Genomic DNA, 23,026 nt, shown 5'->3' on the forward strand with positions numbered 1-23,026 from the left:
GGCTTAGACCACCTTCTTCTGGAAGCCGGCAATATGCCTGTAGCTGGCTGCGACCTCTTCCAATTCCTCCGCCGTAATCAAATCCTCGATGCGGTCGTCCAGTCCCTTGACCCGAGCAGCAGCGATGTCGAGAACCCGTTCGGGACCGGACTTGCGGTTGTTCAGAACAACATTGGTGGTGATTGGATGCCGTATGGCTTCGTAGGCGAGGAGCCCTTCAGGTCCTGTCTGCTCAGCCAGGCAATCGGCAAGCACGCGTCCATCGATTATCGCCTGAGACGCTCCGTTTGCCCCCATCGGATACATGGGATGGGCGGCATCCCCCAGAAGCGTGACCCGTCCATCGGTCCACCAAGGGAGTGGATCGCGGTCGATCATCGGATATTGGGTGATCTTCTGCGTATTTTTCAGAAGCGCGGGAATGTCGATATCCCCCATGCAGAAGCCTCCATATTCGGCAATGAAATCCCGATCGGCCTCGCGTGTCCAATCTGCTTCCTCGGCGGCCCGAGGATTATCATGACGGATTTCCGCGACCCAATTGATCAGAGCCTTGCCGTCACGCGCAGCGCGGCCGCTGATTGGATAGCAGACGAATTTGACATCATGGTCACCTGCAATGAACATCGTGCGACCGTCAGCGAAGGGCTCCTGCAGACTGGCGCCGCGCCACATCATCGTCCCTTCGTAGTGTGCCGGCCCCTCGTTGGGATGCAGTTGGCGGCGCACATTTGATCGGAAGCCGCTCGCGTCGATCAAGAGATCGCAATCATGGACGGTCCCGTCGGCGAATTTCACATGAACGTGCTCAGCATCCTGGGTGAAGCCGATCACCGCCTTACCGGGGGTAACCGAGCCTTCGCCGAGGCGGGCGCGCGCCGTGTCAAGTAAAAGAAACTGCAATTCGCCGCGGTGGATCGAATATTGCGGGTATTCGAAACCGGCCTCGACCGAGCGCGGATCCGACTGGATGAGATGGCCGAAGCGGGTGCGGTATTCGATGGCGCGGGTGCGGATCGCCATCTCGTCGAGGGCGTCGCCAAGCCCCAAGCCATGGAGAACACCGGCAGCATGGGGCATCACGTTGATACCCACGCCAAGCGGCTGCAACGCATCGACAGCCTCAAAGACCTGAACCTCGAACCCTTTTTCCTGCAGGCAGAGCGCTGCCGCCAAACCGCCAATACCGGCACCCGCTATTGCTATCTTCACTACGAAATCTCCAGCTATAGTTATGTGATCGCAGACCGACCGCACCCAGAGCGGGATCCAAGAACCGATATCCGGATTGGCGCGACCATGGCGTCACGAAAACGGTGATGTGAGTGAGAAGGCCGAAAGCGCCTGGCCGCTATTTCGGCGGATCGTAAATCCGACCTGCGACCGCCAAGGAAAGCTGCGGCTTCTGCGGGAATGTGATGCCGTCAGGAAATCGCACGATCATCCTCCTCATGGTATCCAACAGAATTGTGCTCCCCTCCAAAGGAACAAAATCCTCTTCTTGCTTTCATAAATTGCACCTAGATAATGCTGTTCTCAATGCACAGGACTGATTATAAATGTCACAAATGCAAACAGGAACGCCGCATGGACGGACCTCGGATCGACCGCGAGCACTACGTTTTGGGAGACGCCTCGCAACATGTGGGTTTGCTGAACTGCGAACGGATTTCCGAGCGCAGCCACATACACGGCTGGCATGTAGATACGCATTATCACGAGGGTCTGGCCCAGCTCTTCTATTTCGCAGATGGTGAAATACTCGGGCATCTCGATTTCGAGGAAATACGCATCTCATCTCCAGCGGTCATTTGGATGCCGCAGCTAGTGAGCCATGGCTTCGAATATCCGGAGGGCATTTGTGGATGGGTGGTGACGATCCCAAGTGCCGACCTCATGCGCATCTCGCACACCATGCCCTGGATCGATTCCTGGCTGTCACGTCCGGCGCACATCTTCGGCCACGAACATCAGGCAGGTCTCTTGCCGTTCCATTCGCTCTTCGAAGAGATAGAAGCCGAGCACGCGCATTGGGGAGAAGACCGTGGCGTGACACTGGAGGCGCTGTTCCGTATCGCTCTTGTTCGGCTCCACCGCTGCCTGCAGCACGCATCACCCCGCAAGAGAACAGCGCTCGTACCGCATCAGGCGCTGGTCAGTGAATTCCGAGCTTTGGTGGATCGTGACTACCTCCGGAACAGGTCCGTCAGTGACTACGCGGTAGAGCTCTCGGTGACATCAACCTATCTGACCCGGTGCGTCCGGGCAGCCATCGGTCGCACCGCCAGCGAGATCATTCATGACCGCCTCATGCTGGAGGCGCGCCGTCTGATGGTCTTCACCGATCTTCCAATCGCGCAGATCGCCTATCGTCTCAACTTTTCCACGCCCTCGTATTTCACGCGCTTCTTTGTTGCGCTTGCGGGCGAAAAGCCGACAATTTTCAGAAGTCGCATGCGAGCGCGCAACAGTTAGAGAAATAGTCGAAGACTGTTGTCGCAATTGAAGGCGGCTCGACCGGTCGCCCGGTGCTGAAACGCGTGGCCGGCCTTCGGGGCGCTTGAGCTGTCCGAGAGGTGCGATGTCAAGAGCGCCTGTTGCTTGAGAGGGAGTCCGTGAGAAAGGCTTCAAGCAGCGCATAGCTACGGCGCGCGCCCCATGGGCTGTATTTTGCAATGCCCTCTACATCGGCCTCCTCTTCGCAGAAGGAATGCAGCAGGCCGCCAAACATACACATTTCCCACCGCGCTCCCGCAGCGTCCAACTCCCTCTCGATACTCAGTCGATGGTTCTGGGGTTCGACCGGATCCTCTGATCCATGCAAAATCAGAAGCTTTGCCTTGATGTCGCCTTTGCCGGCCGGAGCCTTGGTCACGAGATCGCCATGTATGCTGACGGCAGCATGCAAGTCAGCGCCGGTGCGCGCCAGTTCCAGAACGTTGCCGCCGCCGAAGCAGAAGCCGACCGCAACAACTGGCCGTGCGGCGGCCTTGTCGCCAACTGCTTCACGCAGCGCGCGAAGCGCGGCTTGCATCCTGAGCCGGCGAGCCTCCATATCCGCTCGTAGGCCGTTCGCCAGTTCCGCGGCCTCGTCGAAACTTTGTGCGATACGGCCTTCGCCATACATATCAACCACCAGGCCGACATATTGATCACGGACGAGGCGCTCCGCCCTTTCGATCGCTTCCGGCGAGACCCCGATCCAGTTCGGCGCGATCAACATCAACGGTTGGTCGGAGTGGGTACCGCGACTTGAGACCAAAACGCTCTTCAGAACGACACCATTCGCTTCGTATTCTACATCTTTCCTTTGCATTGCAGCTCCTCAGACATTGATCCAACTCCGCGGCAGGCGAATTTCCGCGAGAATGCCGGCATCGTATTCGGTGAAATAAAGGCGCCCGCTCGAGTGGGCCAAAATGCAGCGAGCACCGGAGGCGGGGGTTGGTATGTCGAGCGTCCCCGTCATCTCCCCCGTGGTGAGCATCCGACCGATCTTGTTGGACGCATTGGCGGTGAACCACAGAGCATTGTCGGCGCCCACCGTGACGCCCCTGAGCGAGGCACCGGTAAGGCCCACCGAATGCTGCTGGATTGACAGGTCTGGGTGGACGACCCCAAGCGAATCCCCGCTTGTTTCAACAAACCACACGCCTCCATCAGGATGAACGATCAGGGCGCGGGGTTGGCGGTCGCTTCCCGGCAGTTGCAGTCGGTCAATATCGCCGTTTTGCGAGAGCCGCGCTATGGCACTCCCCCCGACGAGGCTCACCCAGATATTTCCATCGCGTTCACCTATGGCTAGGGGCCTGTCATCTAGCCTCAAGCCCTGCGAAAACTCCCTGAAATGGCCGTGCGCATCACAGTGAGCGAGCTTTCCCACGTTTCCTTCAGCAAACCAGACGCCGCTGGCGCCATCCTCAAGCATACCCAATGGGCTCGCGCCCGCAGTCGGAAGGGGCAATAATTCGAATGTGCCGTCACGGTCCATGCGGCCGATATGGCCGGTTCCTTGCGCGGCGAACCAGACACCATTCTCGGGTCTTGCCGCAAGCCCAACCGGCCTGCTGCCGGTGGGAAGGTCGAACCTCTCCCAGGTGCCAGAAAGCAGATCAAAGCGTGCAATACCGTCCCCCAGGTTTTCGCTGATCCACAGCGCACCATCGGTGCTTTCAACGCATATGTAGGGGCCAGTCGCCGGATCGGGCAGCTGGTGTTCCCATATTTCAGGCTGCTTTCCGTCTGCGAGGCATAAGTGCGACATTGCCATCGCAGTTTCTCCCCAACTTGCTCCAGCTCAGACCACCCCGGTTCTCAAAACCGCCAGAATGTCTCCTCAAGATCGCATGTCTGGCAGGGCGCTCAGGTCATTCGTCCTAAGGGTGACGAGATGACGCTCGAATATGGGTATCGCTTGCTCAGCATAAATGTCGCTCATTCCACCGATATGCGGTGTGACGATAACATTCGGCTCCATCCACAGTGGATGTTCGTGTGGCAAAGGCTCGATTGAGAAGACATCGAGCGCCGCTCCGGCGATAGAGCCGGCGCGCAGGTGAGACAAAAGTGCAGCCTCGTCCACGCAGCCGCTACGTGCGATATTCACCAGGTATGCGCTCGATGACATAGCCGAAAGCACAGCATCCGAAATGATATGGTGCGTGCCTGGGGTGTAGGGTGTGAGCACCACCACAAAGTCGGCGCCGCCAACGGCATCCTCCAACCGCTCCGGTGGATAGATACGAGCGAAGTCGTCCAACTCCGAGTAACGGTCAGAGACCCCGACAACAGTCATTCCAAAGGCTGTGCAGCGCGGAGCCAGCACGCCTGCCACTGCGCTGGCGCCAACGATACAAACGGTTTTCCCCGATAAAAGTGGTTGCGGTATACGTTCCCACCGCGCATCCGTCTGATTGGCCAGAATTCTTGGGAACTGTCTCGGGAGGCTGAGCATCAACAGAATGGCAAGCTCAGACATTTGCGGCCCGTGGATGCCGCTGGTATTGGTCACAATGACCTCGCTCGGCAGGTCGCGCATACCGATCAGGTTATCAACTCCCGTCGTCAATGCGTGTATCCATTTCAACCGAGGCATCCGGCTTATCATTTCGGGCGTGATAAGCGGCGCAATAACTACAAGGCATTCCGCGCTGTCGTCATGGGTGCTCATTTCGTCCCAGAGGGGCCACTCATGCTCCGCAAATCTCGATTGCAAGTTTCTGGCGCACCAGGCGGCTTCCTCACCATAGCAGACTATATTCATGGCCCTACCGATCACGTACGAGACATCGTCAACGTGGCTCCTGCCGACACAGGGTGCTAGTCGTAAAGAGACTGGACCTCGCTATCGACAACGACCTCCAGGAGCCTCGGCCCGGTACCCTTGACTACGTCCTCAAGCATCTCGTCCAACTCCGTGACCGTTGTCGCACGTTTGGCCCGGCATCCCATGCCTTTGGAAAGGCTCACAAAGTCGAGACCTTGGAAATCGATGCCGGGTACTCCAGAGACGTTGAGAACCCGGCTGAAGGAACGCATCGCCCCATAACCGCTGTTGTTTAGCAATATGACACAGAGATTCTGGTCATGCTGGGCGGCCGTCCACAGCGCCTGAGCCGAGTACATGAACGATCCGTCTCCGATGAGGCAGACAACATTTTTTTCGGGCTCCGCAAAAGCCAGACCGACCGCTCCGGGTAATCCATACCCGAGACCGCCACTGGCCATCGTGAAAAAGCTTCCCCATTCGCGCATTCGCACATGCTGCTGCATCATAGGACGGTAGGACGGTGCTTCCTCCATCAGCAGCGCCTCGGGCGGCAAAATCTGCCCGAAACGATGAAAGAAATAATGGGGCGATATTGTTTTGCCCATTTTGGGCACAGGCGGGGCGGCGCGCTCTGCGAACATACCACCGGCGCCTGAGGGTAGTGCCTGCTCGAGAGCGGGAAGCGAGAAGCGAAGGCTACCGACAATGCTGGTTCCGACAGGCGCCGATGCGGCGGCCTCGGCATCAGTGGTCAGATGAATGATCGACACACCCGAAGCGACAAGTTCGGACACGCCTGGAATGTGGTAGGTGAAGACAGGGGCTCCGACGACGAGAATAGCATCGTGCTTGGTCAGTCTGGCCGAAACCTCCGACGGAGCAGCCGGCAGGAAGCCTTGGAACAGAGGATGATCCTCAGGGAAGGCAATTCTGGAAGCAAATGGTGCTGTATGAACCGGGACGTTGAGCTTTTCCGCCAAGGCAACCAAAGCCGGGCCGGCATTTTCCTCATCAACCTCCGAGCCAGCGACGATGACAGGTCTGCGCGCGCGCGCGAGTTCTGCCGCAGCGGACCGTATCAACTCAATATCCGGTGCAAAGTCCTGAGAAACCGTGCGGTATCTGACCGGAGTGCAAGGTCGGTCCCAATCATCGACAGGAACCGAAACGAAGGTCGGGCCTTGAGGTCTTTGCATCGCGATACGGTAGGCGTGGGCGATCGCAGCCGGCACATCCTCGGCGCGTGCCGGCTCAATCGCATATTTCACATATGGTCGGGGAAAAGTAGTCGCCTCGCTTGCACCCAGAAACGGCAGATTGGGAAGCAGTTCGCGCGCCTGTTGTCCAGCGATGATCACCATCGGCGCGCGGTTGCGGTACGCGGTATAGACATTTCCCAAGGCATGGCCGAGCCCAGCGGCGGAGTGCACGTTGACCACGGCCGCCCGGCCGGTCTTGCGGGCATAGCCATCCGCCATTGCGACCACCGAAGCTTCCTGGAGACCCAGCACATACTGGATATCATTGGGCCAGCGGTTCAGAAATGGCAGTTCGGTCGAACCGGGATTGCCAAATAGCTTGCTGACCCCCAGTGATCGGAACAGTTCCATCGTTGCTTCACGGACCGTGGTTTGGGTCGTCGGTGCGCCGATAGAGGCGGGCGATATTGCCTGTTGCGCCATGGCCAATGTTTCCTTTTCAGTGCGGCTTCCACAGAGCCACTTATGTCGCTTGCGATGCGGGATATCCGGGGTTCCGGGCGGATGGTCGTCGCCATCCGCCCGGTCATCTTGCTCAGAATGGATAGTGCTGATGTGGATCTTCAATCGTGACCCAGCGCAATTCGGTGAAAGCCTCGACTGCGGGCTGTCCCCCGAACCGGCCATAGCCGCTGCCTTTCATGCCGCCGAAAGGCATGTTTGCTTCGTCTGCAACGGTGGGACCGTTGATATGGCAGATCCCGGCCTCAATCCGGCTGGCAACATCCATCGCACGGTTGATGTCGGAACCGAAAACGGCGGAGGAAAGACCATAGGTATTGTCATTGGCAAGTGCGATGGCATGCTCGGTGTCGCGCGCCCGAACCACGCATACGACCGGACCGAAGCTCTCGTCGCCGTACAGGGCCATCTCGGACGTCACGTGGTCGACAACCGCCGCCGGCATGATCGTGCCGGCTTCGGGAACCGCTCCCGTCACGACCTTGCCTCCCTTGTCGATTGCGTCCTTCACCAGGAAGCGCACGCGCTCGATAATATCCGTATCGACGACCGAGCCTAGTACGACGTTTTCGGTCGATTTGCCAAAGCTGAGCGATGCGGCCTTGGCGGCGAATTTTTCGACGAACGCATCCGCCACCTTTTCATCGACGATAATCCGCTCCGTCGACATGCAGATCTGGCCCTGATTGAGGAATGCGCCGAAGGCAGCGGCATTGACGGCAGCGTCGAGATCGGCGTCATCCAGAACGATCAGCGGCGCCTTGCCGCCGAGTTCGAGTAGAACCGGTTTCAAATGACGCCCAGCCTGCTCGGCAATGATCTGTCCTACTCGGGTCGACCCCGTAAAATTGATACGTTTCACCTTCGGGTGGGCAATGAGCGCCGAGACGACCTCCGGCGCGTCTTCCGCGGAGTGTGTGACCACGTTCAGCGCGCCTTCAGGCAGTCCCGCCTTGGCGAAGATCTCACCGATCATGACATGCGTCCGCGGGCAGCGTTCGGAAGCCTTGAGGACGACCGTGTTGCCGCAGGCGAGAGGCATCGCGACCGCACGAACGCTGAGGATGATCGGCGCATTCCAAGGGGCCATGCCGACCAGCACGCCTACCGGTTGCCGCAAGGTCATCGCATAGGTACCGGGCTTGTCTGACGGAATGGTCTGACCGGCTATCTGGGTGGTCATTGCAGCCGCCTCTCTGATCATGCGCGCAGCAAGCATGACGTTGAAGCCGAGCCAGATTTTCGTGGCTCCGGTTTCCAGTGCCGCGATTTCGGCGAGTTTTGGCGTTGCCTCGTCAAACAGGTCCGCAGCCTTCAACAGGATCGCCCGACGCTGTGTCGGCCCCATCTTCGACCATGTCCGGAATGCCTTGTCCGCCGCTTCGACTGCGCGGTCGACATCCTGTTTTTTGCCGGCCGCGGCGCGCGTGACAACCTCACCCGACATAGGGTTCTTGCGATCGAACAGAGCTCCCGACTCGGTAAAGCTTTGTTTCCCGTCAATCAGCATTCCGACATCCATGACTTCTCCTCCTAAGTGATGTTTCGTGTCAGTACGACGCATCGGCGCTCGGCCCCGCCCTCATCTCGTCCACAATGCCTACTAGGCTAAAACTTCTATTATAGCAATATGTATTTCAATAATAGATTGACAGCGGGAACCGTCTTGCCTCATATTGCCGAGGCTGCGACTATGGTGCGCGTTGCCAGTCGGCTATCGCATTCAGCGCAGGGGGCGGGGTGTGCCATTCGTCACCAGACATCGCGCCGACGGAGGAGAGGAAGTGTCGGGCCGCAAGGGCTGACCACTTCTTGGGACGTGCCATTCATGGGAGGATAAACATGACCACTCGACGGAAATTCATACTCGCGTCCGCCAGCATACTGGCCGCGCCGGCGCTAGTCCGTTCGGCTTTTGCGCAAAAAGCCGAATACTCTTTCAAGATTCACCACTTCCTCGGCCCTAAGGCACCGGCGCAGACAAAGATGATGGAGCCCTGGGCGCAGCGGATCGAGGATGAAAGCAAGGGGCGAGTCAAATTCGAGATCTACCCTTCAATGTCGTTGGGTGGCTCCCCTCCGCAATTGTTTCGCCAGGTGGCTCAAGGGGTCGTCGACATCGTCTGGACGCTGCAGGGATACACGCCCGGGCTGTTTCCGCGATCTGAAATTTTCGAGCTGCCCACGGTTTACGTAAACGACCCTGCGGCCGCCAATCTTGCGATGCGGGCCATGTTCGATGAGTATCTCGCATCGGAATATGAAGCCGTCCATGTCTTGTATTTTCACGTCCACGCGGGCCAGGCCATGCAAATGGCGAACAGCATTGTTCGATCGCCTGCTGACCTCGCCGGCAAGAAAATGCGTGTGCCGGGACCGACCGGAATCGCCGTTCTCGAGGCCTTGGGCGCCAGCCCTGTTTCCATGCCAATCCCGGATTTGCCACAGGCTCTCGCGACCAGCGCGATCGATGGTGCGCTATCGCCCTTCGAGGTCATTCCGGCATTGCAGCTCCAGGATACGACCAATTATCAAATCGAAGGACCGAATAACTCTCGTTTCGGCACAAGTTGCTTCCAGTTCGTGATGAACAAGGAGCGGTGGGCCTCCCTGCCGGAGGATATCCAAGACATCTTCAACCGGAACTCCGGCGAGGATTGGCTGCGGGAAGTCGGCGACCTCTGGCGTGCCAACGATGACGCGGGAATCAAGATTGCCGTGGATTCGGGCAACGAGCATATTGCTCTCAGCGAAGCCGAAATGGCGGAATTCGACAAAGCACTGGCAGGCGTGGTGGATTCGTGGGTCGCCAAGAACAAGGCCACTTTCGATGCACAAGCCATTGCTGACCGTGCTCGGGCCCTGATCGCGCAGTATTCCAAATGAGTGCAGTTCCTCACGTCACAAAAGACGGTGGCAACCCTCAAAGGCGCCGCTTTCTCAAGTACTGGGACGGCCCCTTGTCAGCCGTAATTCATCTGTGGGCCCTCTTCGGGGGCCTCATCATCGTGGGGCTCGCACTCATCACGGCCGCGAGCGCCACGGGCAAACTATTACTTGGTGCACCATTTCCTGCCGACCACGAATTGGTGAAGCACTTTGTGGCAATCGCGGTGTTCATGTTCCTTCCGTATTGTCAGCTAACGCATGCCAATGTCACGGTCGACGTTTTCACCGAAGGAATGAGTGAGACGAAGAAAGCGCTCATGGAACTCGTCGCTTCGCTTGTTGCGCTCGGATTCTCGCTCTTGCTGTTTCGCCAGATGTATCTTGGAATGGGTGGCTATCTGCTCTTTCCTGAAGTGACGCCTGTGCTGGGGCTCCCGCTCTGGACCGCCTTCCCGGCCATGCTGGCTTCGCTGCTCCTTCTGATGGTCGCCTCAATTCTCACCACGCTTGAAGCACTGCGTGCGTACAAGGCTGCCTCAGCCGCTTCCGCGCCTTCCAGCAAACCCGCACGAGACTGAAAAATCATGAGTGAAAATGTCGTTCTAGGCATCGGTGGCCTTTTTGCGCTGATCGGTTTGCTTGCCGTGAGGGTGCCTGTGGCCTACACAATGCTGATCGTCGGGATGGCGGGTATCGCAATGATATCGGGATCCGCGATCCTTCTGAGCCAGCTCGAAGATCTCGCCTATGCTCAGTTTTCCGTCTACGACCTTTCAGTCGTGCCCATGTTTGTGCTGATGGGAGGTATCGCGTCACGATGCGGACTATCCAGGGATTTGTTCAGGGCGGCTAACGCTTGGATCGGTCAACTGAGGGGTGGTGCGGCCATGGCTGCGATAGCCGCATGTGCGGGCTTCGGGGCACTTTGCGGCTCCTCGACCGCCACCGCTTCGACGATGGCACAGGTGGCGCTTCCTGAGCTGAAGAGGTTGAACTATTCCGGTTCCCTTGCCACCGGGACACTTGCCGCCGGCGGCACTTTGGGCATCCTTATTCCGCCATCCGTTGTTTTGATCGTCTACGCCGTCATCGTGGAGGCGAACATCGTCAACATGTTCGCCGCTGCTTTGATACCCGGCATTCTGGCGATGGTTCTCTTCATGCTGGCGATCTGGATCTACACGTTGATCTGGCCCGAAGCGGCACCCCGGAACACGGCCCCGTCCCTATCCGAGCGGATACAGGCGCTATATGCAGTCGTGCCGGTGTTTGCCATCTTCGGCGTCGTGATCGGTGGTATTTACGCCGGAATCTATAGCCCGACGGCGGCAGCCGCGATCGGTGTGGTGTTGGTCGTCGCCTATGGCGTGATCCGCCGACGCCTGACGCTCTCGGCTTTCTTCACATCCCTCAACGAAACCGCGCGTACCACGGGTATGATCTTCCTCATCCTCCTGGGCGCAGAGCTGCTCAAAATTTTTCTGGCACGAATAGGCGCTCCGCAAGCTGCGGCGGAAATGCTGCAAGGCTCGGGTCTCTCGCCCTATGCCATCCTAATTTTGACCATCGCCATTTTCCTGGTTCTCGGCTGTTTGATGGATAGCCTGTCGATGGTCATCCTCGCGGTGCCTTTCTTCTGGCCGGTGATTTCCGGTCTCGATTTCGGATTGACCCCAGACGAGACGAAAATCTGGTTCGGCATCATCATCCTGATCGTCGTGGAGTTAGGCCTGATCACACCACCAGTTGGGTTGAATGTGTTCATTATAAGTGCCATGTCGCCTGATGTTCCAATGCGCGAGACCTTCAAAGGTGTCATGCCCTTCTTCTTCTCTGAGATTGTCAGAGTGACCTTGTTGATTGCGTTGCCATCTATCGTTCTGGCGCTTCCTCGTTTGTTGCAATAGAAGCTGTCACTGCAGTTGCAGGCGACCCACTGGGATTGCAGGTTGGCCGCGGGCGAGTATCGGCAATGAAACAATGAATGGATCCAGTACATGAGTGGGCAGCTCAATAGCTCGGTATCGACAGCTTTTTCCATACTAAATTTGCTGTCAGAAAGCCGGCCTGTCATCACCACGCAGGACGTAACTCGTGAACTCGCTATCAATCAGACGACTGCTTACCGCTTTCTGCGGACGCTTGAGGATCTGGGAGCCTTGGTGACGGTCAAGCGGGGTCAGTATCGGCTAGGCGCAGTACTCGCTGATCTTGGCGAACGCGCGATCGCGAACAACACACTGGCTTATGTTGTCCAGCCGTACCTGAACGAGATTACCGAGGAGCTTAAAGAATCGGCGCTGGCGACGGCCAACCATCATAATCGCACAATAGTCATTGCTCGAACCAGATCGCGGCAGCCCTATTCAGTCAATATCGACGTCGGAACAGAACTCGAAGCCCACTGCACCGCAAACGGCAAGCTTTGGCTGGCAAATTTGTCGGAAGAGGAGTTGAACCATTATCTTTCGAACTCCGAACGGCCTGCGTTCACGGCCAAAACCATTGTCGATGCACAAGCTCTGAAAGTGGCTGTCGCTCTCACACGCAAAGACGGCTATGCCATATGCTTGGGCGAGCGGGAGCAGGAGATGTCGGCGGTTGGCGTCCCGGTGCTTTCGCGCAGTGGAAGAATGATTATGGGGTTGTCGGTTTTCGGCCCGAATTCTCATTTCAACGAGGCCTTTCGAAGGAAATCAGTCGAAGTGTTGAGCAAGATGGCCGTGCAGGTTCAAGCATCTCTCTACGGCGACAACAAAGTGAATTGAGTTTCAGAGATTGGAATAGTTTATCATGCTCAAATCGAAACGCCAGCCAATGCGGCGCTCGCCAAGGGTGAGCTGTCTTACGTTGCAACTACTTGAGCGCCATATATCTTTCTGGATCGAGTTGTGTTGCGCGGATGACGATATATTCGCCGCTGGCGGTGCCGAGCATGCTGCGCAATTGGTGGCAAGCGGACATGATGATCTTCGACGTTCGCTCCGGCTTCTGCATGATCTGGATCTCGGCTGCTATCGGAGGCTGGTCCGGCAGGACGGGATGAGCAGAAGCTGACAGCGCGAGGCGTCAACCTTGAATGTCTCGCACAGATAACGGCGGATGTCTGGCAGTATCGCCTGCACGCCTTCGCCCGTCTCCGCCCAGAGCGACGCATCGACATAGACCTTCAACAACGGCATCGTGTTTTCCTTTTCTTGAGTTCGGCCAGTCGTGAACGCGCTCAGTCTTCCGAAATCGGTGTCAGGACGAAGTCGAAGGGTGAGTGCCAGTCGGTTTCTCCGCCCTCGATCTTCTCGAAGGGCGCAACGAGCGTCTTCTTCACGCCGAACACGGTATCCGAGGTGATGTATTTGTCGTCGCCGACGAAGGTGTGGGTCACCACCTTTTCGTAGCCTGGAGCGGTGACGATGTAATGCATGTGGGCGGGCCGATAGGGATGGCGGCCGAGATGGCTGAGCATCTGGCCGACCGGGCCGTCGTCCGGAATCGGGTAGGACACCGGCTTGATTCCGACGAAGCAGTACTTCCCGTCCTTGCCGGTGACGAAGATGCCGCGGTTGTTCCACTTCGGCTGGATTCCGGGCTGCTGGACGTCGTAGAATCCGTCGGCATTGTCCGACCAGACATCGACATGCGCGCCTTCGATCGGATTGCCGTGCAGGTCGATGACGCGTCCCTCGAACAGGCACGCCTCGCCCTTGCCGTCGAGGCAGATGTTCTCGCCCATCTGGCGCAAGGGCGCATTGGCGACGTGGAAGGGACCGAGCACCGTGTTCTCGGTGGCGTCGGGCGGCCGGCGGTTGTTGATCGCATCGACCAGCATGGAAAAGCCGAGCGTGTCGGAGAGGAGGATGAACTCCTGGCGTTCGTCCGATGAGATCTGGCCGACCTTGGTGAGAAAGTCGATGCCATAGTCCCACTCGGCCTGCGTCAGTTGGATTTCCTTGGCGAAGGCATGGAGGTGCTTGACCAGACAGGTCATGACCTCGGCGAGGCGTGGGTCGGTGGACGCAGCCATACGGGCATTGACGGATTCTTCTGAATTCTGTTCGGTGAAATAGCGCGACATGGTCAACGCTCCTTTGTGTCTGGGATTAGTGGGCTGCAGGTTTAATTGGCGCGAGCGTCCGCGCCGGAGCGGCGGCCGTCAATTTCGGCGCACGGTGGCGCAGTGAAAATAGTTCGATGCCGAAACGATCGGCCAAGGTGCCCCACAGGCCGCGCCGGGCAAACAGCATCGTGCCAATGCCGATCAGACCGAGCAGGATCAGATAGACAGTTCCGTAGTCGGCGAAGACCCGCTGCAGGATGTAGAAGACGATGACGCCGACGATGGGGCCGGGTAGCGTGCCGATGCCTCCGATCACGACGATGAAGATGACGAATGCGGTCCAGTCGATTACCGAGAAAGCGGCATTGGGCGTAATGCGGGTGATCTGCAAAAATATCAGCGCGCCACAGAGCCCGGTCCCGAAGGCGCAAAGCAGGAAGACGGCCGACTTGAGTATGAGCGGATCGACGCCGACCGCGCGGGCCGCGGTGATATTGTCGCGGACGGCCTGGAGGCCGAGGCCCATGCGCGAGCGGAGAAAGAGGTAGGACGCAACGAGCATCACCACCGCCAGCGCGAGCGCGATCCAATAGGCCAGCGCATCGGCTGCCGCCGCGCTTGAGACACGCAGAAGCGCGCGGATCTCATCGACGCCGATCATCGCCTTGGCGGTGCCTTTGGGTAGCGAGGTGCCCGTGCCGCCGCCGAGTGCCGTGACCTGACTGGCGGCGAGCCGGGCGATGTCGGCGACGACCCAGGTACCGATGGCGAAATAGGCGCCGTTCAGCCGGAAGGCGAAGTAGGCCATCGGCATGGAAAATACCATGGCGACCAGTCCGCCGATGACGATGCCGACGAGCGGATCGAGATCAAAGACGATAATGGCGGCAAACATGGCATAGGCGCCAATGCCGACGAAAGCCTGCTGGCCAACGGAAACTAGCCCGGCAAAACCCGCCAGCATGTTCCAGTTCATTGCAAGCACCAGCAGCGTCAACACGCCGAATAGGTCCTGGATGACGGCGCGCGGGGCAAAGAACGGCAACGCCGCCAGGGTGAGAACGCCGGCAACACCAATCAAGGTCATGGCGAGGCGACCGGCCACTTTGGGGAACATGGACATGGCGAACCTCAATCAAGCGCACGCGGGAACAGCCCGCGTGGACGGAAAAGCAGGATGATGACGAAGGCGATATGGCCGGACAGAATCTGCCATTCCGGATTGACGGCCGCGCCCAGCGCCTGGGCGAGACCGATGACGATGCCGCCGAACAGCGTTCCCCAAAGGCTGCCAAGACCGCCGATGATCACCGCTTCGAAGGCATAGAGCAGCCGGGCCGGGCCGATCGAAGGGTCGAAATTGGCCCGGATGCCAAGATAGACCGCAGCGATGGTGGCAACGACCATCGCGATGCCGGTGGCGATCGAAAAGATCCGGGCCGGCCGGATCCCCATAAGTTGCACGGTGACGGCGTCATCCGAGGTTGCGCGGAAGGCGCGGCCGAGCGCCGTGCGATAGAAGAGCTGGTTCAACAGCCAGATCACCAGGATCGCCGATGCAAGCGTCATGAGCGGTATGACGCCGAGCGAAGACGAACCAAGCGCCACGGACTTGGCCTCGATGGGGCCGGCAACGAGCTTCTGGCTGTCGGCGGAAAACCCCTCGAGCAGGGCATTCTGGATGACGACCGAAAGGCCGAAGGTGACGAGCAGCGGTGGCAGGATGTCGTCGCCCAGCACCCTGTTGAACAGGGAAGTCTGCAACAGCCAGCCGAAACCGAACATAACAGGCAGCGCCATCAGAGCGGCGATGAAGGGATTGAGGCCGGTGGCGGTGGCAATCGTCAGTACGAGATAGGCGGTCAGCACGATAAGGTCGCCATGGGCGAGATTGACCAGCCGCATGATGCCGAAAACGAGGCTCAATCCCGCGGCAAACAACGCATAGAGCCCCCCGAGCAGGATCCCCTGCATGATCGTGTCGACCCAGATCATGTCCGCACTCCGAAATAGGCGTCGTGAATGGCCTCCCGCGACAGGGATGCCGGCGCTCCCTCGAGCGTGAACCGCCCCTCCATCATGCAATAGATCCGGTCAGCGACTTTCAGCGCCTGGCCGATATCCTGCTCGACGACGACGATCGAGGCACCCGACGCCTTGATCGCAGGCAGCGCGGCATAGATGTCGCGGATGACAACAGGGGCGAGCCCGAGCGAAAGCTCGTCGCAGAGGAGAACGCGCGGATTGCTCATCAGCGCCCGGCCGACCGCCACCATCTGCTGCTGGCCGCCGGACAGCGCCGTGCCAGGATGGTTTCTTCGTTCCTTGAGGATCGGAAACAGCTCGTAGATTGTCGCAAGCGACCAGGGGCCCGGCACCTTGCGCACATGGGCGCCGATCAGCAGGTTTTCCTCCACCGACAGCGAGGGAAAGAGCCGCCGGCCTTCGGGAACAGTGGCAATGCCCATTTCCAGGATGTCCGGCGCCATCCGGGCGTGGGCAGGCTGACCGTCGAGAAGGATCGTGCCGCTTGATGGCCGGACAATACCCGTGATGGCGCGCATTAGTGTGGTCTTGCCGGCGCCATTGGCGCCGATGATGGCCACGGTCTCGCCGGCACCAAGTGTCATGTCGACGCCGAAAAGCGCCAGGAAATCGCCGTAGCCAGCCTTGAGCGCCGAAAGCGAAAGGAGCGGTCTTGTCATGCGTCGATTCCCAGATAGATTTCCTTGACCTCGGGCGAAGCCATCACCACATCGGGTTCCCCGACCATCAGCATCTTACCGAAATTGAGCACCAGCAGGCGACTGACCACATTGGTCAGTGCGTGGAGCACATGCTCGATCCAGATGATGGAAGCGCCTTCGGCATGGATCTGGCGGATGGTCTCGACCAGCTCGCCGCACTCGCCCTCGGTCAGGCCGCCGGCGATTTCATCCAGAAGGATGAGCTTGGGCCTTGTCGCCATGGCGCGGGCCAGTTCCAGCCGCTTTCGGCTCAAGAGCGGCAAACCGCCCGCCGGGGTGTCCGCCTGCGTCCCCAGACGCGTGCGTTCCAGGATCTGCATGCAGAAATCCGGTGCGTCGGCGGCCGACTCGTTTCCGCCGAACCGGGCGGCGACCAGCAGGTTTTCGTAGACGGAGAGATGGCCGAAGGGCTGCGGGATCTGGAACGAACGGCCGATGCCTGCCTTGCAGCGCTCCATCGCCGACATGCGGGTGATGGCACGACCTTTGAGGGTGATCTCGCCCTGATCGGCGGAGACGGTTCCGGTGATCAGGTTGAAGAGCGTCGACTTGCCGGCCCCGTTCGGACCGATAATGCCGAGCGCTTCGCCCCTGGTGAGATCGAAGGAGACATCGTCCGTCGCCTTGAGCGCCCCAAAGGACTTTGACACCGCATTGAGCGAGAGAATCGGCATGATCTGGTCCGTTGTGAGTAAATCCGGCAGGGTTTCGGCGCTGGAGCGCCGGAACCCTCTTCGATCAGTTGAGCGCTTCGAGTTTGCCGCCGAGCGGTATCTCCGGCGCATTGGCATTCTCGACGATGACGAGGTCGAACGAACCATCGGTCTGGCGGCGCCACTGGCCACCGACCAGCGGCGTCTTGGCGACGTTCTTGCGGGCGAAGGGCGGGACATTTTCCTTGCCCCAGCCGATATTGCCAACGACTGTGTCAAGGCTGGTCGCGGAAATGGCCTCAACCAGCGCCTGGCTGTCGGTCGGGTCGGAGGCGCGCTTGAGCACGTCGGCCGCGACTTCGAACAAGGCATGGGTAAAGCCGACCGGCTGGGTCCACTGGCGCTTGGCCGACGTACTGAAACCCGCCGCCAGCTCCTCGCAGCTTTCGCCTGTCAGCGACGACTTGAAAGGGAATTTCGGCGACCAGTAGATCTCTGCCGTCAGGTTGTGGCCGAGCTCGCCGAGCGCATTGACGCTTTCCGGAAACAACAGGGCCTTGGCGATCGAGACGATCTTCGGCTTGTAGCCCTGCTGGGCGGCTTGCGTCCAGAAAGTGGTGAAATCCGGCGGGATGGGAATGCCGGTCATGATCTCGCAATTGCCTTGCTTGAAGGCGTTGATCTGGGCGGAGAAATCGTCCGTCAGGTTCTGGTAGCGGCCGGGATCGCTGAGCTTGTAACCCGACTTGGCAGCGGCTTGCGGCATGCCGACATCGGACGCCCAGGCATTGCCGTCGCCGTCGTTCGGCCAAAGCGCTCCGACCTGCTTGTTGGTATCGAGGCTCTTCCACATTTTGAGGAACACCGAGACATTGTCCTCAAGGCCCCAGAAGAAGTGGAAGACGTAGTCGAAAGGCTGCCAGCTCGCGGGATCGAGCGGATTGCCCTGCTGGCCGATGAACCAGGGCTGCCATGGCGCGACCGACGAGATCACGGGGACTTCCTCGGCTTCGGCCACGGTGCAGACCGGATTGGTGGTTTCCGGCGTCGAGGCGACAAGGATCATGTTGACCTCGTCGCGGCTGATCAGTTCCTTGGCGACTTCCGCCGCGCGGTTCGGATTGGACTGGCTGTCCTTGACGATGACCTCGACGTCGAGACCGAGGGCCTTGGCGGCCTCGAGAAAACGCCCAACCATGTATTTGTCGGCCTGGGCAAAGGCCGAAAGCGGCCCCGATTGTGGCGTCACGTAACCGATCTTTATCCTGGCGCCGGCTGCAAAAGCCGGCATGGCGAAGCCCGCCGCCGCAGTGGCGGCTGTCGCTTTCAATAGAGTTCGTCTGGTCAGCATCGTAGTTCCTCCCAAAGATTTAATGGTGATGGTCATGCCGGTCTGGTCCCGACCCATGCCCTGCGGATCAGTGTCCTGATGCCTTCGAGTTCTATGGGTTGGGGATTATAGTAGGGGTTCAGCGTTGCCAGTTCGGCCGCACGCTCGATATCGGCTTCGGCAAAGCCGAGGCTCGCGAGGCTAAGCGGCGCGCCGAGGCTCACGGCGAAATCATAAAGGCCGACACCGGCGGAAGGTCCTGCAAACAGATCGGCCACCGGTTTGAGCAGATCGGCCGCGCCGCGCTCGGTATAGGCGGTGGTGTGCGGCAGAAGCACGGCGTGCGTCTCGGCATGCGGCATGTCGAAACTGCCGCCGATCGTATGGCAGAGCTTGTGGTGCAGCGCCATGCCCGCCATGCCGAGCACACTGCCGCACAGCCATGAACCATAGAGCGCGCGGGATCTCGCCTCGATATTGTCTGGTGTCGCGACGATCGCCGGCAGCGCGTCACGCAGGGCCTGAATGGCCTCGAGCGCGATCATCGTGGTGATCGGATTGCGGTCCTGGGCATAGAGCGCCTCGACCGCATGGGCCATGGCATTCAATCCGGATGTGACGCTCATCGCAACCGGTAGACTGAGGGTCAGTTCAGGATCATAGATCACCGTCTCAGGCAGGATGTCAGGTCCGCGGACCGTGGTCTTGATGCCGTTTTCGGTCTCGCCGAGGATATTGGTCACTTCCGAGCCGGCATAGGTTGTGGCCACGACGATGTGGTCGGCGCCGTTGCGCCGGGCGATCGCCTTGCCAAGGCCGATCGTCGAGCCGCCGCCCAGCGACACGACACAATCGGCGCCATGGTCGTTGTAGGCCGAAAGCGCCCCTTCTGTGACCTCGCGTGGTGTGTGCATGGTAGCGCCGGCAAAGACGCCGGCGGCCATTGGACCGAGCGATGCTACAAGGGCTTCCGCATCCGTCTTCTGGAACGGGGTCGAAAGCACCAGCGCATGGCTTCGTCCGAGCCGGCCGATTTCCTCGGCGAGGCGGGCGCGGCTTCCGCACCCGAACAGGATGCGGGCGGGATTGCCCGTGTACATAAAGGACGAGGTCAAGATCTTGCTTTCCAGATTGATGGAGGGCTTCCCGTCCGCTTTGGAAGGGCGGACGGGAATTGAGGTCAGGCGACGGCGCGCTCAGGTTCCACGACGACATGGAGGCGCGAGACGACTTCGTCGAATCGGCGGCGCAGTTCGGCCGGAGAGCCCGCGGTTGCCGCGACATAAAAATCCGGCCGGAGCATCACATAGCTTGCGCCGATGCCGTTCAGCCAACGGGCATAGGTGCCTTCCACATCGACCACGTCACTTTCCGTACCCATCGAACCGATCCGGACCGTGTGGCCGCCAAGAAGATCGAGAACCTCGCGCTGGCCGACCGACAGCGCGTGCGCCGGATCGGCATCGAGCCCGATCACCATCCAGCCGAAACCGACGGCTTGGTCGAAGCGATCACGCTTGCCATTCGCCTCGACCACACCCTGGACCGAGAGTTCACCGGCATGGGCGGCATCGCCACACCAGATGCCGGGGCCGAGCTGGCAGATATCGGTCGGAACGGGCTTGAAGGCGCGCGCCTTGAGCTCGTCCTTCATCCACCGGTCGCGTTCGGCGGCTTCGGCCGGATCAGCGATACAGATAATGCTGCCAAGTTCCTGGCTGAAATTGATGTAGTGTTTGGCATGCTCGATGCGCTCGGAAGAATAGCTGTCGAGCACGCCAGCGCCGACACGGCCTTCCAGGATGGCGTTGAGTCGCCAGCCGAGAGCCAGCGCATCGCGAAGGCCGGCACACATGCCCTCGCCTGCAAATGGCGGCATCAGATGCGCGGCATCCCCGGCAATGGCGCAACGGCCCTTGTTCCAGACCTTGGCCCAGCGCGCCTGGAACCGGTAGACGGCACTGCGTTCGAGGACCGCATTGTCCGGTGTCAGGCCCCAAGGCTCCAAAAGCTTCCAGGCATTTTCCGGCTTGGTGAGTTCCTCGGGGTTTTCACCCGGCAGCACCATATATTCCCAGCGTCGCCGCCGCGGGCCGCCGGCGACCGGGCCGGGGCCGCCGGGTACGATCGTGGTCGGCCGCTTCGGATCACAGAGCTGCCACTGCGCCGGCTCGCCTTTGCGCGAGGCGACGTAATCGAAGCTCGGCAGCATGTCGAGGATCAGCCAGTCGAAGAAATAGCCCTTGTCCTCGTTTTCGATGCCGAGCGCCTGACGCACCATGCTGTTGGCGCCATCCGCCCCCACCACATAGCGCGCTCGGATTGTCCGCGTTTCGGTGCTTTGTGCATCCTCCAGCGGGTTGCGCTTGATGCTCAGTGTCGCGGATTCAGCGTCCTGGTGAAGGTCGACAGCCTCATATCCGCTGAGACGCCTCACCGAGGGAAGTTGCGTGGCAATGTTGGTGAGACGGGATTCGAGCTCGGGCTGGTTGAACCAGTAGCGGACGCGCCAGCCAGAGGCAGAGGTGCTCTGCCAGTCGAGGATCTGGATGTTTTCGCGGTTGGCGTCTTTCCAGTAATAGAGTTCGTCATGGTAATTGATCGCCGCATCGTTTTCCGAATCGATACCGAGGCTTGCGAGGATGCGGGCGATCTCATGATCATAGGTGACGGCGCGCGGGCGGCCATAGGCCTCGCTCCAGCGCTCGATGAGCGTCACCTTCTTTCCCGTATTGCCGAGGATGATTGCCAGAAATGTACCGACCGGGCCACCGCCGACAATGGCGACATCGGTATCAAATTCGCCGGCTGCATTCCGGTCGGAATTGGTTTGAAACGTCACGTTCTTCTCCCTCGTTTGGCGTGGTGATGGCGCATTTCGCGAAGTCGGTGACAATGCTGCAGCAGGCACCGGCAACGGATCGCCGGACAACAGTCAGCCGTTCCATGGACGCGCTTCTTCGCGGGCACACGGGGTAGCCGTCAGTTTTTGCTTTTGCTTGACTTGCTTTTGTCGCCGTCTTATGCGGCCGATCTTCAGATCTCGGTTACCCCGATCTTCATGCCTACCTCCCTACTTTCTCCATCGGATAAATGATCCTATCTCATAACTGAATGATTTTCAAGATAGAGCGTATGTCACTGTTGAGCACAATTCATTCGCACTGCAGCATCGAATTTTATCGTTTATTATCATCAGCCTATGAAGCCACAGGCCAATGCACGACAGGAGTTTACGAGTGCTAAGACGATTCTCCTGCAGTGCACTTGATGCTAAAATTCATGGATGAAATACATTCACTGTTGAACGTCTGTCATTTTTGGCTAAGCTGGAATCGGCAAAATGGGAGATCTTTGTGGATAGCGCAGGGAATGAAGGCCGCGTGGCACGGCGCCAGCGGCGCAACCGCGAGGCCTTGCTCAAGGCTGGACATGAGGTGATTTCCGAAAAGGGCATCGACGCGGCAACGATGATGGAGATCGCAGAGCGGGCGGACGTCGCCTCGGGCACGATCTACAATTATTTCAAATCCAAGGATGAGCTTGCGATCGCTGTTCTCGAGTTGGTGATGGAACAGCTGGCCAGGCGCATCGAAGATGTAACAAACACGTTTGCCGACCCGGCACAGGTCTATGCGTTTGGTATTCGCACGGTTCTAGAAACGGCAACCGGAGACATGCGTTGGCGACAGCTCTTACATCGCTCGGAAGTCATTGCCGACGCCATATTCCAACGCATGGGTCCCTTTGCCATTCGAGACGTGCAAAACGCAACCTCAGCCGGACGCTTTTCGACTCCCGATCCTGATCTCACATGGCGGATGAGCTGCTTTGCGATCGTCGGCGTCTCGCTGGCGATCACAAAGGACGAGCTGCCGGCTTCCGTGATCGACGAGACCGTCGTGCGTCTCCTTTGCATGGCCGGCATGAGCGAGACGGATTCGCGCGAACTCGCCTCGCGTCCACGTCCTTCCCTGCCCCCCGAAGCCGCGCCGAACTGGAGCAAAGCAAAGGCGCGTTGAACTACAAGGCATTTCGCGCTCATTGTCGAAGATCAAGGATCGGCGATATCCGCAAGCAAGCTGGCTCTGATATTCCGAGGTCGTGATTTCGCCGAAGCTCTGAACAACTAATGAAAGATGGGCGAGTGATCTCCAGCAGAAATTCGCAGCGGAACGCGTTACAGCCTTCCATGAGTTTGGCTCAACCGGGAGCCTATCGGCATCACCTGAACCAAGCTTTGAGCCACACGCCTTCATCGAAATCGAACAGATGACCTAGCCGGCGGTCTTGATGAGATTGGAGCTGGCGCCTCCGTTATTGGAAGTCATTGATTCGGCACGGCAAATGAGCGAAGCTGTGT

Annotated in this window: 22 protein-coding genes; 6 read left to right on the forward strand and 16 right to left on the reverse strand. The window is 59.3% G+C overall.

The features are described from left to right. Positions 1 to 3: 3 nt before the first annotated feature. Positions 4 to 1,212 (reverse strand): FAD-dependent monooxygenase, encoded by a 1,209-nt coding sequence (locus tag LXM94_RS07545; protein ID WP_235770548.1) that lies wholly within the window; start codon positions 1,210 to 1,212, stop codon positions 4 to 6. A 375-nt stretch (positions 1,213 to 1,587) separates the two neighbouring features. Between LXM94_RS07545 and LXM94_RS07550 the strand changes: the two genes are divergently transcribed. Continuing rightward, positions 1,588 to 2,475 (forward strand): AraC family transcriptional regulator, encoded by an 888-nt coding sequence (locus LXM94_RS07550; RefSeq protein ID WP_235770549.1) that lies wholly within the window; start codon positions 1,588 to 1,590, stop codon positions 2,473 to 2,475. Between the two features lie 109 nt (positions 2,476 to 2,584). Here LXM94_RS07550 and LXM94_RS07555 read toward each other — a convergent pair whose 3' ends face one another. From LXM94_RS07555 to LXM94_RS07575, 5 genes are all read right to left on the reverse strand, one after another. Next, on the reverse strand, positions 2,585 to 3,316 hold the full coding sequence (locus tag LXM94_RS07555; RefSeq protein WP_235770550.1) for a dienelactone hydrolase family protein: 732 nt from the start codon (positions 3,314 to 3,316) through the stop codon (positions 2,585 to 2,587). Between the two features lie 9 nt (positions 3,317 to 3,325). After that, on the reverse strand, positions 3,326 to 4,270 hold the full coding sequence (locus LXM94_RS07560; RefSeq protein ID WP_235770551.1) for a Vgb family protein: 945 nt from the start codon (positions 4,268 to 4,270) through the stop codon (positions 3,326 to 3,328). Between the two features lie 66 nt (positions 4,271 to 4,336). Next, complete coding sequence (locus LXM94_RS07565; RefSeq protein ID WP_235770552.1) at positions 4,337 to 5,170, reverse strand: D-2-hydroxyacid dehydrogenase; 834 nt, start codon at positions 5,168 to 5,170, stop codon at positions 4,337 to 4,339. Between the two features lie 149 nt (positions 5,171 to 5,319). Further along, positions 5,320 to 6,951 (reverse strand): benzoylformate decarboxylase, encoded by a 1,632-nt coding sequence (gene mdlC, locus LXM94_RS07570; protein ID WP_235770591.1) that lies wholly within the window; start codon positions 6,949 to 6,951, stop codon positions 5,320 to 5,322. 112 nt (positions 6,952 to 7,063) lie between these two features. After that, positions 7,064 to 8,512 (reverse strand): aldehyde dehydrogenase, encoded by a 1,449-nt coding sequence (locus LXM94_RS07575; RefSeq protein WP_235770553.1) that lies wholly within the window; start codon positions 8,510 to 8,512, stop codon positions 7,064 to 7,066. Between the two features lie 320 nt (positions 8,513 to 8,832). On the opposite strand from LXM94_RS07575, the gene LXM94_RS07580 reads away from it, so the two are divergent. The 4 genes from LXM94_RS07580 (at position 8,833) to LXM94_RS07595 (ending at position 12,647) form a co-directional block, all read left to right on the forward strand. Next, positions 8,833 to 9,876, forward strand: coding sequence for a TRAP transporter substrate-binding protein (locus LXM94_RS07580; protein ID WP_235770554.1), 1,044 nt, complete (start codon positions 8,833 to 8,835; stop codon positions 9,874 to 9,876). A 74-nt stretch (positions 9,877 to 9,950) separates the two neighbouring features. Further along, positions 9,951 to 10,457, forward strand: coding sequence for a TRAP transporter small permease (locus LXM94_RS07585; RefSeq protein ID WP_235770555.1), 507 nt, complete (start codon positions 9,951 to 9,953; stop codon positions 10,455 to 10,457). Positions 10,458 to 10,463: 6 nt separating this feature from the next. Beyond that, a complete protein-coding gene (locus LXM94_RS07590) occupies positions 10,464 to 11,786 on the forward strand; it encodes a TRAP transporter large permease (RefSeq protein WP_235770556.1) in 1,323 nt (440 codons plus the stop codon). Positions 11,787 to 11,876: 90 nt separating this feature from the next. Beyond that, positions 11,877 to 12,647, forward strand: a complete 771-nt coding sequence (locus LXM94_RS07595; protein ID WP_235770557.1) for an IclR family transcriptional regulator — start codon at positions 11,877 to 11,879, stop codon at positions 12,645 to 12,647. 88 nt (positions 12,648 to 12,735) lie between these two features. On the opposite strand, the gene LXM94_RS07600 is transcribed toward LXM94_RS07595, so the two are convergent. From LXM94_RS07600 to mhpA, 10 genes are all read right to left on the reverse strand, one after another. After that, positions 12,736 to 12,876, reverse strand: coding sequence for a hypothetical protein (locus LXM94_RS07600; protein WP_235770558.1), 141 nt, complete (start codon positions 12,874 to 12,876; stop codon positions 12,736 to 12,738). 17 nt (positions 12,877 to 12,893) lie between these two features. Next, positions 12,894 to 13,061, reverse strand: a complete 168-nt coding sequence (locus LXM94_RS07605; protein WP_235770559.1) for a hypothetical protein — start codon at positions 13,059 to 13,061, stop codon at positions 12,894 to 12,896. Between the two features lie 41 nt (positions 13,062 to 13,102). Next, positions 13,103 to 13,951: an intradiol ring-cleavage dioxygenase gene (locus LXM94_RS07610; RefSeq protein WP_235770560.1), complete on the reverse strand. Its 849-nt coding sequence runs from the start codon at positions 13,949 to 13,951 to the stop codon at positions 13,103 to 13,105. Positions 13,952 to 13,976: 25 nt separating this feature from the next. Further along, complete coding sequence (locus LXM94_RS07615; protein WP_235770561.1) at positions 13,977 to 15,056, reverse strand: branched-chain amino acid ABC transporter permease; 1,080 nt, start codon at positions 15,054 to 15,056, stop codon at positions 13,977 to 13,979. An 8-nt stretch (positions 15,057 to 15,064) separates the two neighbouring features. Further along, on the reverse strand, positions 15,065 to 15,928 hold the full coding sequence (locus LXM94_RS07620) for a branched-chain amino acid ABC transporter permease (protein ID WP_235770562.1): 864 nt from the start codon (positions 15,926 to 15,928) through the stop codon (positions 15,065 to 15,067). After that, positions 15,925 to 16,638, reverse strand: coding sequence for an ABC transporter ATP-binding protein (locus LXM94_RS07625; protein ID WP_235770563.1), 714 nt, complete (start codon positions 16,636 to 16,638; stop codon positions 15,925 to 15,927). The genes LXM94_RS07620 and LXM94_RS07625 overlap by 4 nt, the downstream gene beginning before the upstream one ends. Then, entirely contained in the window at positions 16,635 to 17,354 is a 720-nt protein-coding gene (locus LXM94_RS07630) for an ABC transporter ATP-binding protein (RefSeq protein WP_235770592.1), read from the reverse strand. The genes LXM94_RS07625 and LXM94_RS07630 overlap by 4 nt, the downstream gene beginning before the upstream one ends. Before the next feature lie 64 nt (positions 17,355 to 17,418). Further along, positions 17,419 to 18,684 carry an ABC transporter substrate-binding protein gene (locus tag LXM94_RS07635; RefSeq protein ID WP_235770564.1) on the reverse strand — a complete coding sequence of 422 codons (1,266 nt, stop codon included), beginning with the start codon at positions 18,682 to 18,684 and terminating at the stop codon, positions 17,419 to 17,421. Between the two features lie 32 nt (positions 18,685 to 18,716). Beyond that, positions 18,717 to 19,778, reverse strand: coding sequence for a maleylacetate reductase (locus tag LXM94_RS07640; RefSeq protein ID WP_235770565.1), 1,062 nt, complete (start codon positions 19,776 to 19,778; stop codon positions 18,717 to 18,719). Between the two features lie 65 nt (positions 19,779 to 19,843). Continuing rightward, positions 19,844 to 21,574: a bifunctional 3-(3-hydroxy-phenyl)propionate/3-hydroxycinnamic acid hydroxylase MhpA gene (mhpA, locus tag LXM94_RS07645; protein WP_408015600.1), complete on the reverse strand. Its 1,731-nt coding sequence runs from the start codon at positions 21,572 to 21,574 to the stop codon at positions 19,844 to 19,846. 409 nt (positions 21,575 to 21,983) lie between these two features. On the opposite strand from mhpA, the gene LXM94_RS07650 reads away from it, so the two are divergent. Further along, positions 21,984 to 22,685, forward strand: a complete 702-nt coding sequence (locus LXM94_RS07650; protein WP_235770567.1) for a TetR/AcrR family transcriptional regulator — start codon at positions 21,984 to 21,986, stop codon at positions 22,683 to 22,685. Positions 22,686 to 23,026: the final 341 nt, after the last annotated feature.

Source organism: Rhizobium alarense, assembly GCF_021555155.1.
GTDB classification, from domain to species: domain Bacteria; phylum Pseudomonadota; class Alphaproteobacteria; order Rhizobiales; family Rhizobiaceae; genus Rhizobium_D; species Rhizobium_D alarense.

Coding starts and splice junctions, on each gene's coding strand:
- LXM94_RS07550 (WP_235770549.1), top strand. CDS start 1,588: ATGGACGGACCTCGGATCGACCGCGAGCACTACGTTTTGGGAGACGCC.
- LXM94_RS07555 (WP_235770550.1), bottom strand. CDS start 3,316: ATGCAAAGGAAAGATGTAGAATACGAAGCGAATGGTGTCGTTCTGAAG.
- LXM94_RS07560 (WP_235770551.1), bottom strand. CDS start 4,270: ATGGCAATGTCGCACTTATGCCTCGCAGACGGAAAGCAGCCTGAAATA.
- LXM94_RS07565 (WP_235770552.1), bottom strand. CDS start 5,170: ATGAGCACCCATGACGACAGCGCGGAATGCCTTGTAGTTATTGCGCCG.
- mdlC (WP_235770591.1), bottom strand. CDS start 6,951: ATGGCGCAACAGGCAATATCGCCCGCCTCTATCGGCGCACCGACGACC.
- LXM94_RS07575 (WP_235770553.1), bottom strand. CDS start 8,512: ATGGATGTCGGAATGCTGATTGACGGGAAACAAAGCTTTACCGAGTCG.
- LXM94_RS07580 (WP_235770554.1), top strand. CDS start 8,833: ATGACCACTCGACGGAAATTCATACTCGCGTCCGCCAGCATACTGGCC.
- LXM94_RS07590 (WP_235770556.1), top strand. CDS start 10,464: ATGAGTGAAAATGTCGTTCTAGGCATCGGTGGCCTTTTTGCGCTGATC.
- LXM94_RS07595 (WP_235770557.1), top strand. CDS start 11,877: ATGAGTGGGCAGCTCAATAGCTCGGTATCGACAGCTTTTTCCATACTA.
- LXM94_RS07600 (WP_235770558.1), bottom strand. CDS start 12,876: ATGCAGAAGCCGGAGCGAACGTCGAAGATCATCATGTCCGCTTGCCAC.
- LXM94_RS07605 (WP_235770559.1), bottom strand. CDS start 13,061: ATGCCGTTGTTGAAGGTCTATGTCGATGCGTCGCTCTGGGCGGAGACG.
- LXM94_RS07610 (WP_235770560.1), bottom strand. CDS start 13,951: ATGTCGCGCTATTTCACCGAACAGAATTCAGAAGAATCCGTCAATGCC.
- LXM94_RS07615 (WP_235770561.1), bottom strand. CDS start 15,056: ATGTCCATGTTCCCCAAAGTGGCCGGTCGCCTCGCCATGACCTTGATT.
- LXM94_RS07620 (WP_235770562.1), bottom strand. CDS start 15,928: ATGATCTGGGTCGACACGATCATGCAGGGGATCCTGCTCGGGGGGCTC.
- LXM94_RS07625 (WP_235770563.1), bottom strand. CDS start 16,638: ATGACAAGACCGCTCCTTTCGCTTTCGGCGCTCAAGGCTGGCTACGGC.
- LXM94_RS07630 (WP_235770592.1), bottom strand. CDS start 17,354: ATGCCGATTCTCTCGCTCAATGCGGTGTCAAAGTCCTTTGGGGCGCTC.
- LXM94_RS07635 (WP_235770564.1), bottom strand. CDS start 18,684: ATGCTGACCAGACGAACTCTATTGAAAGCGACAGCCGCCACTGCGGCG.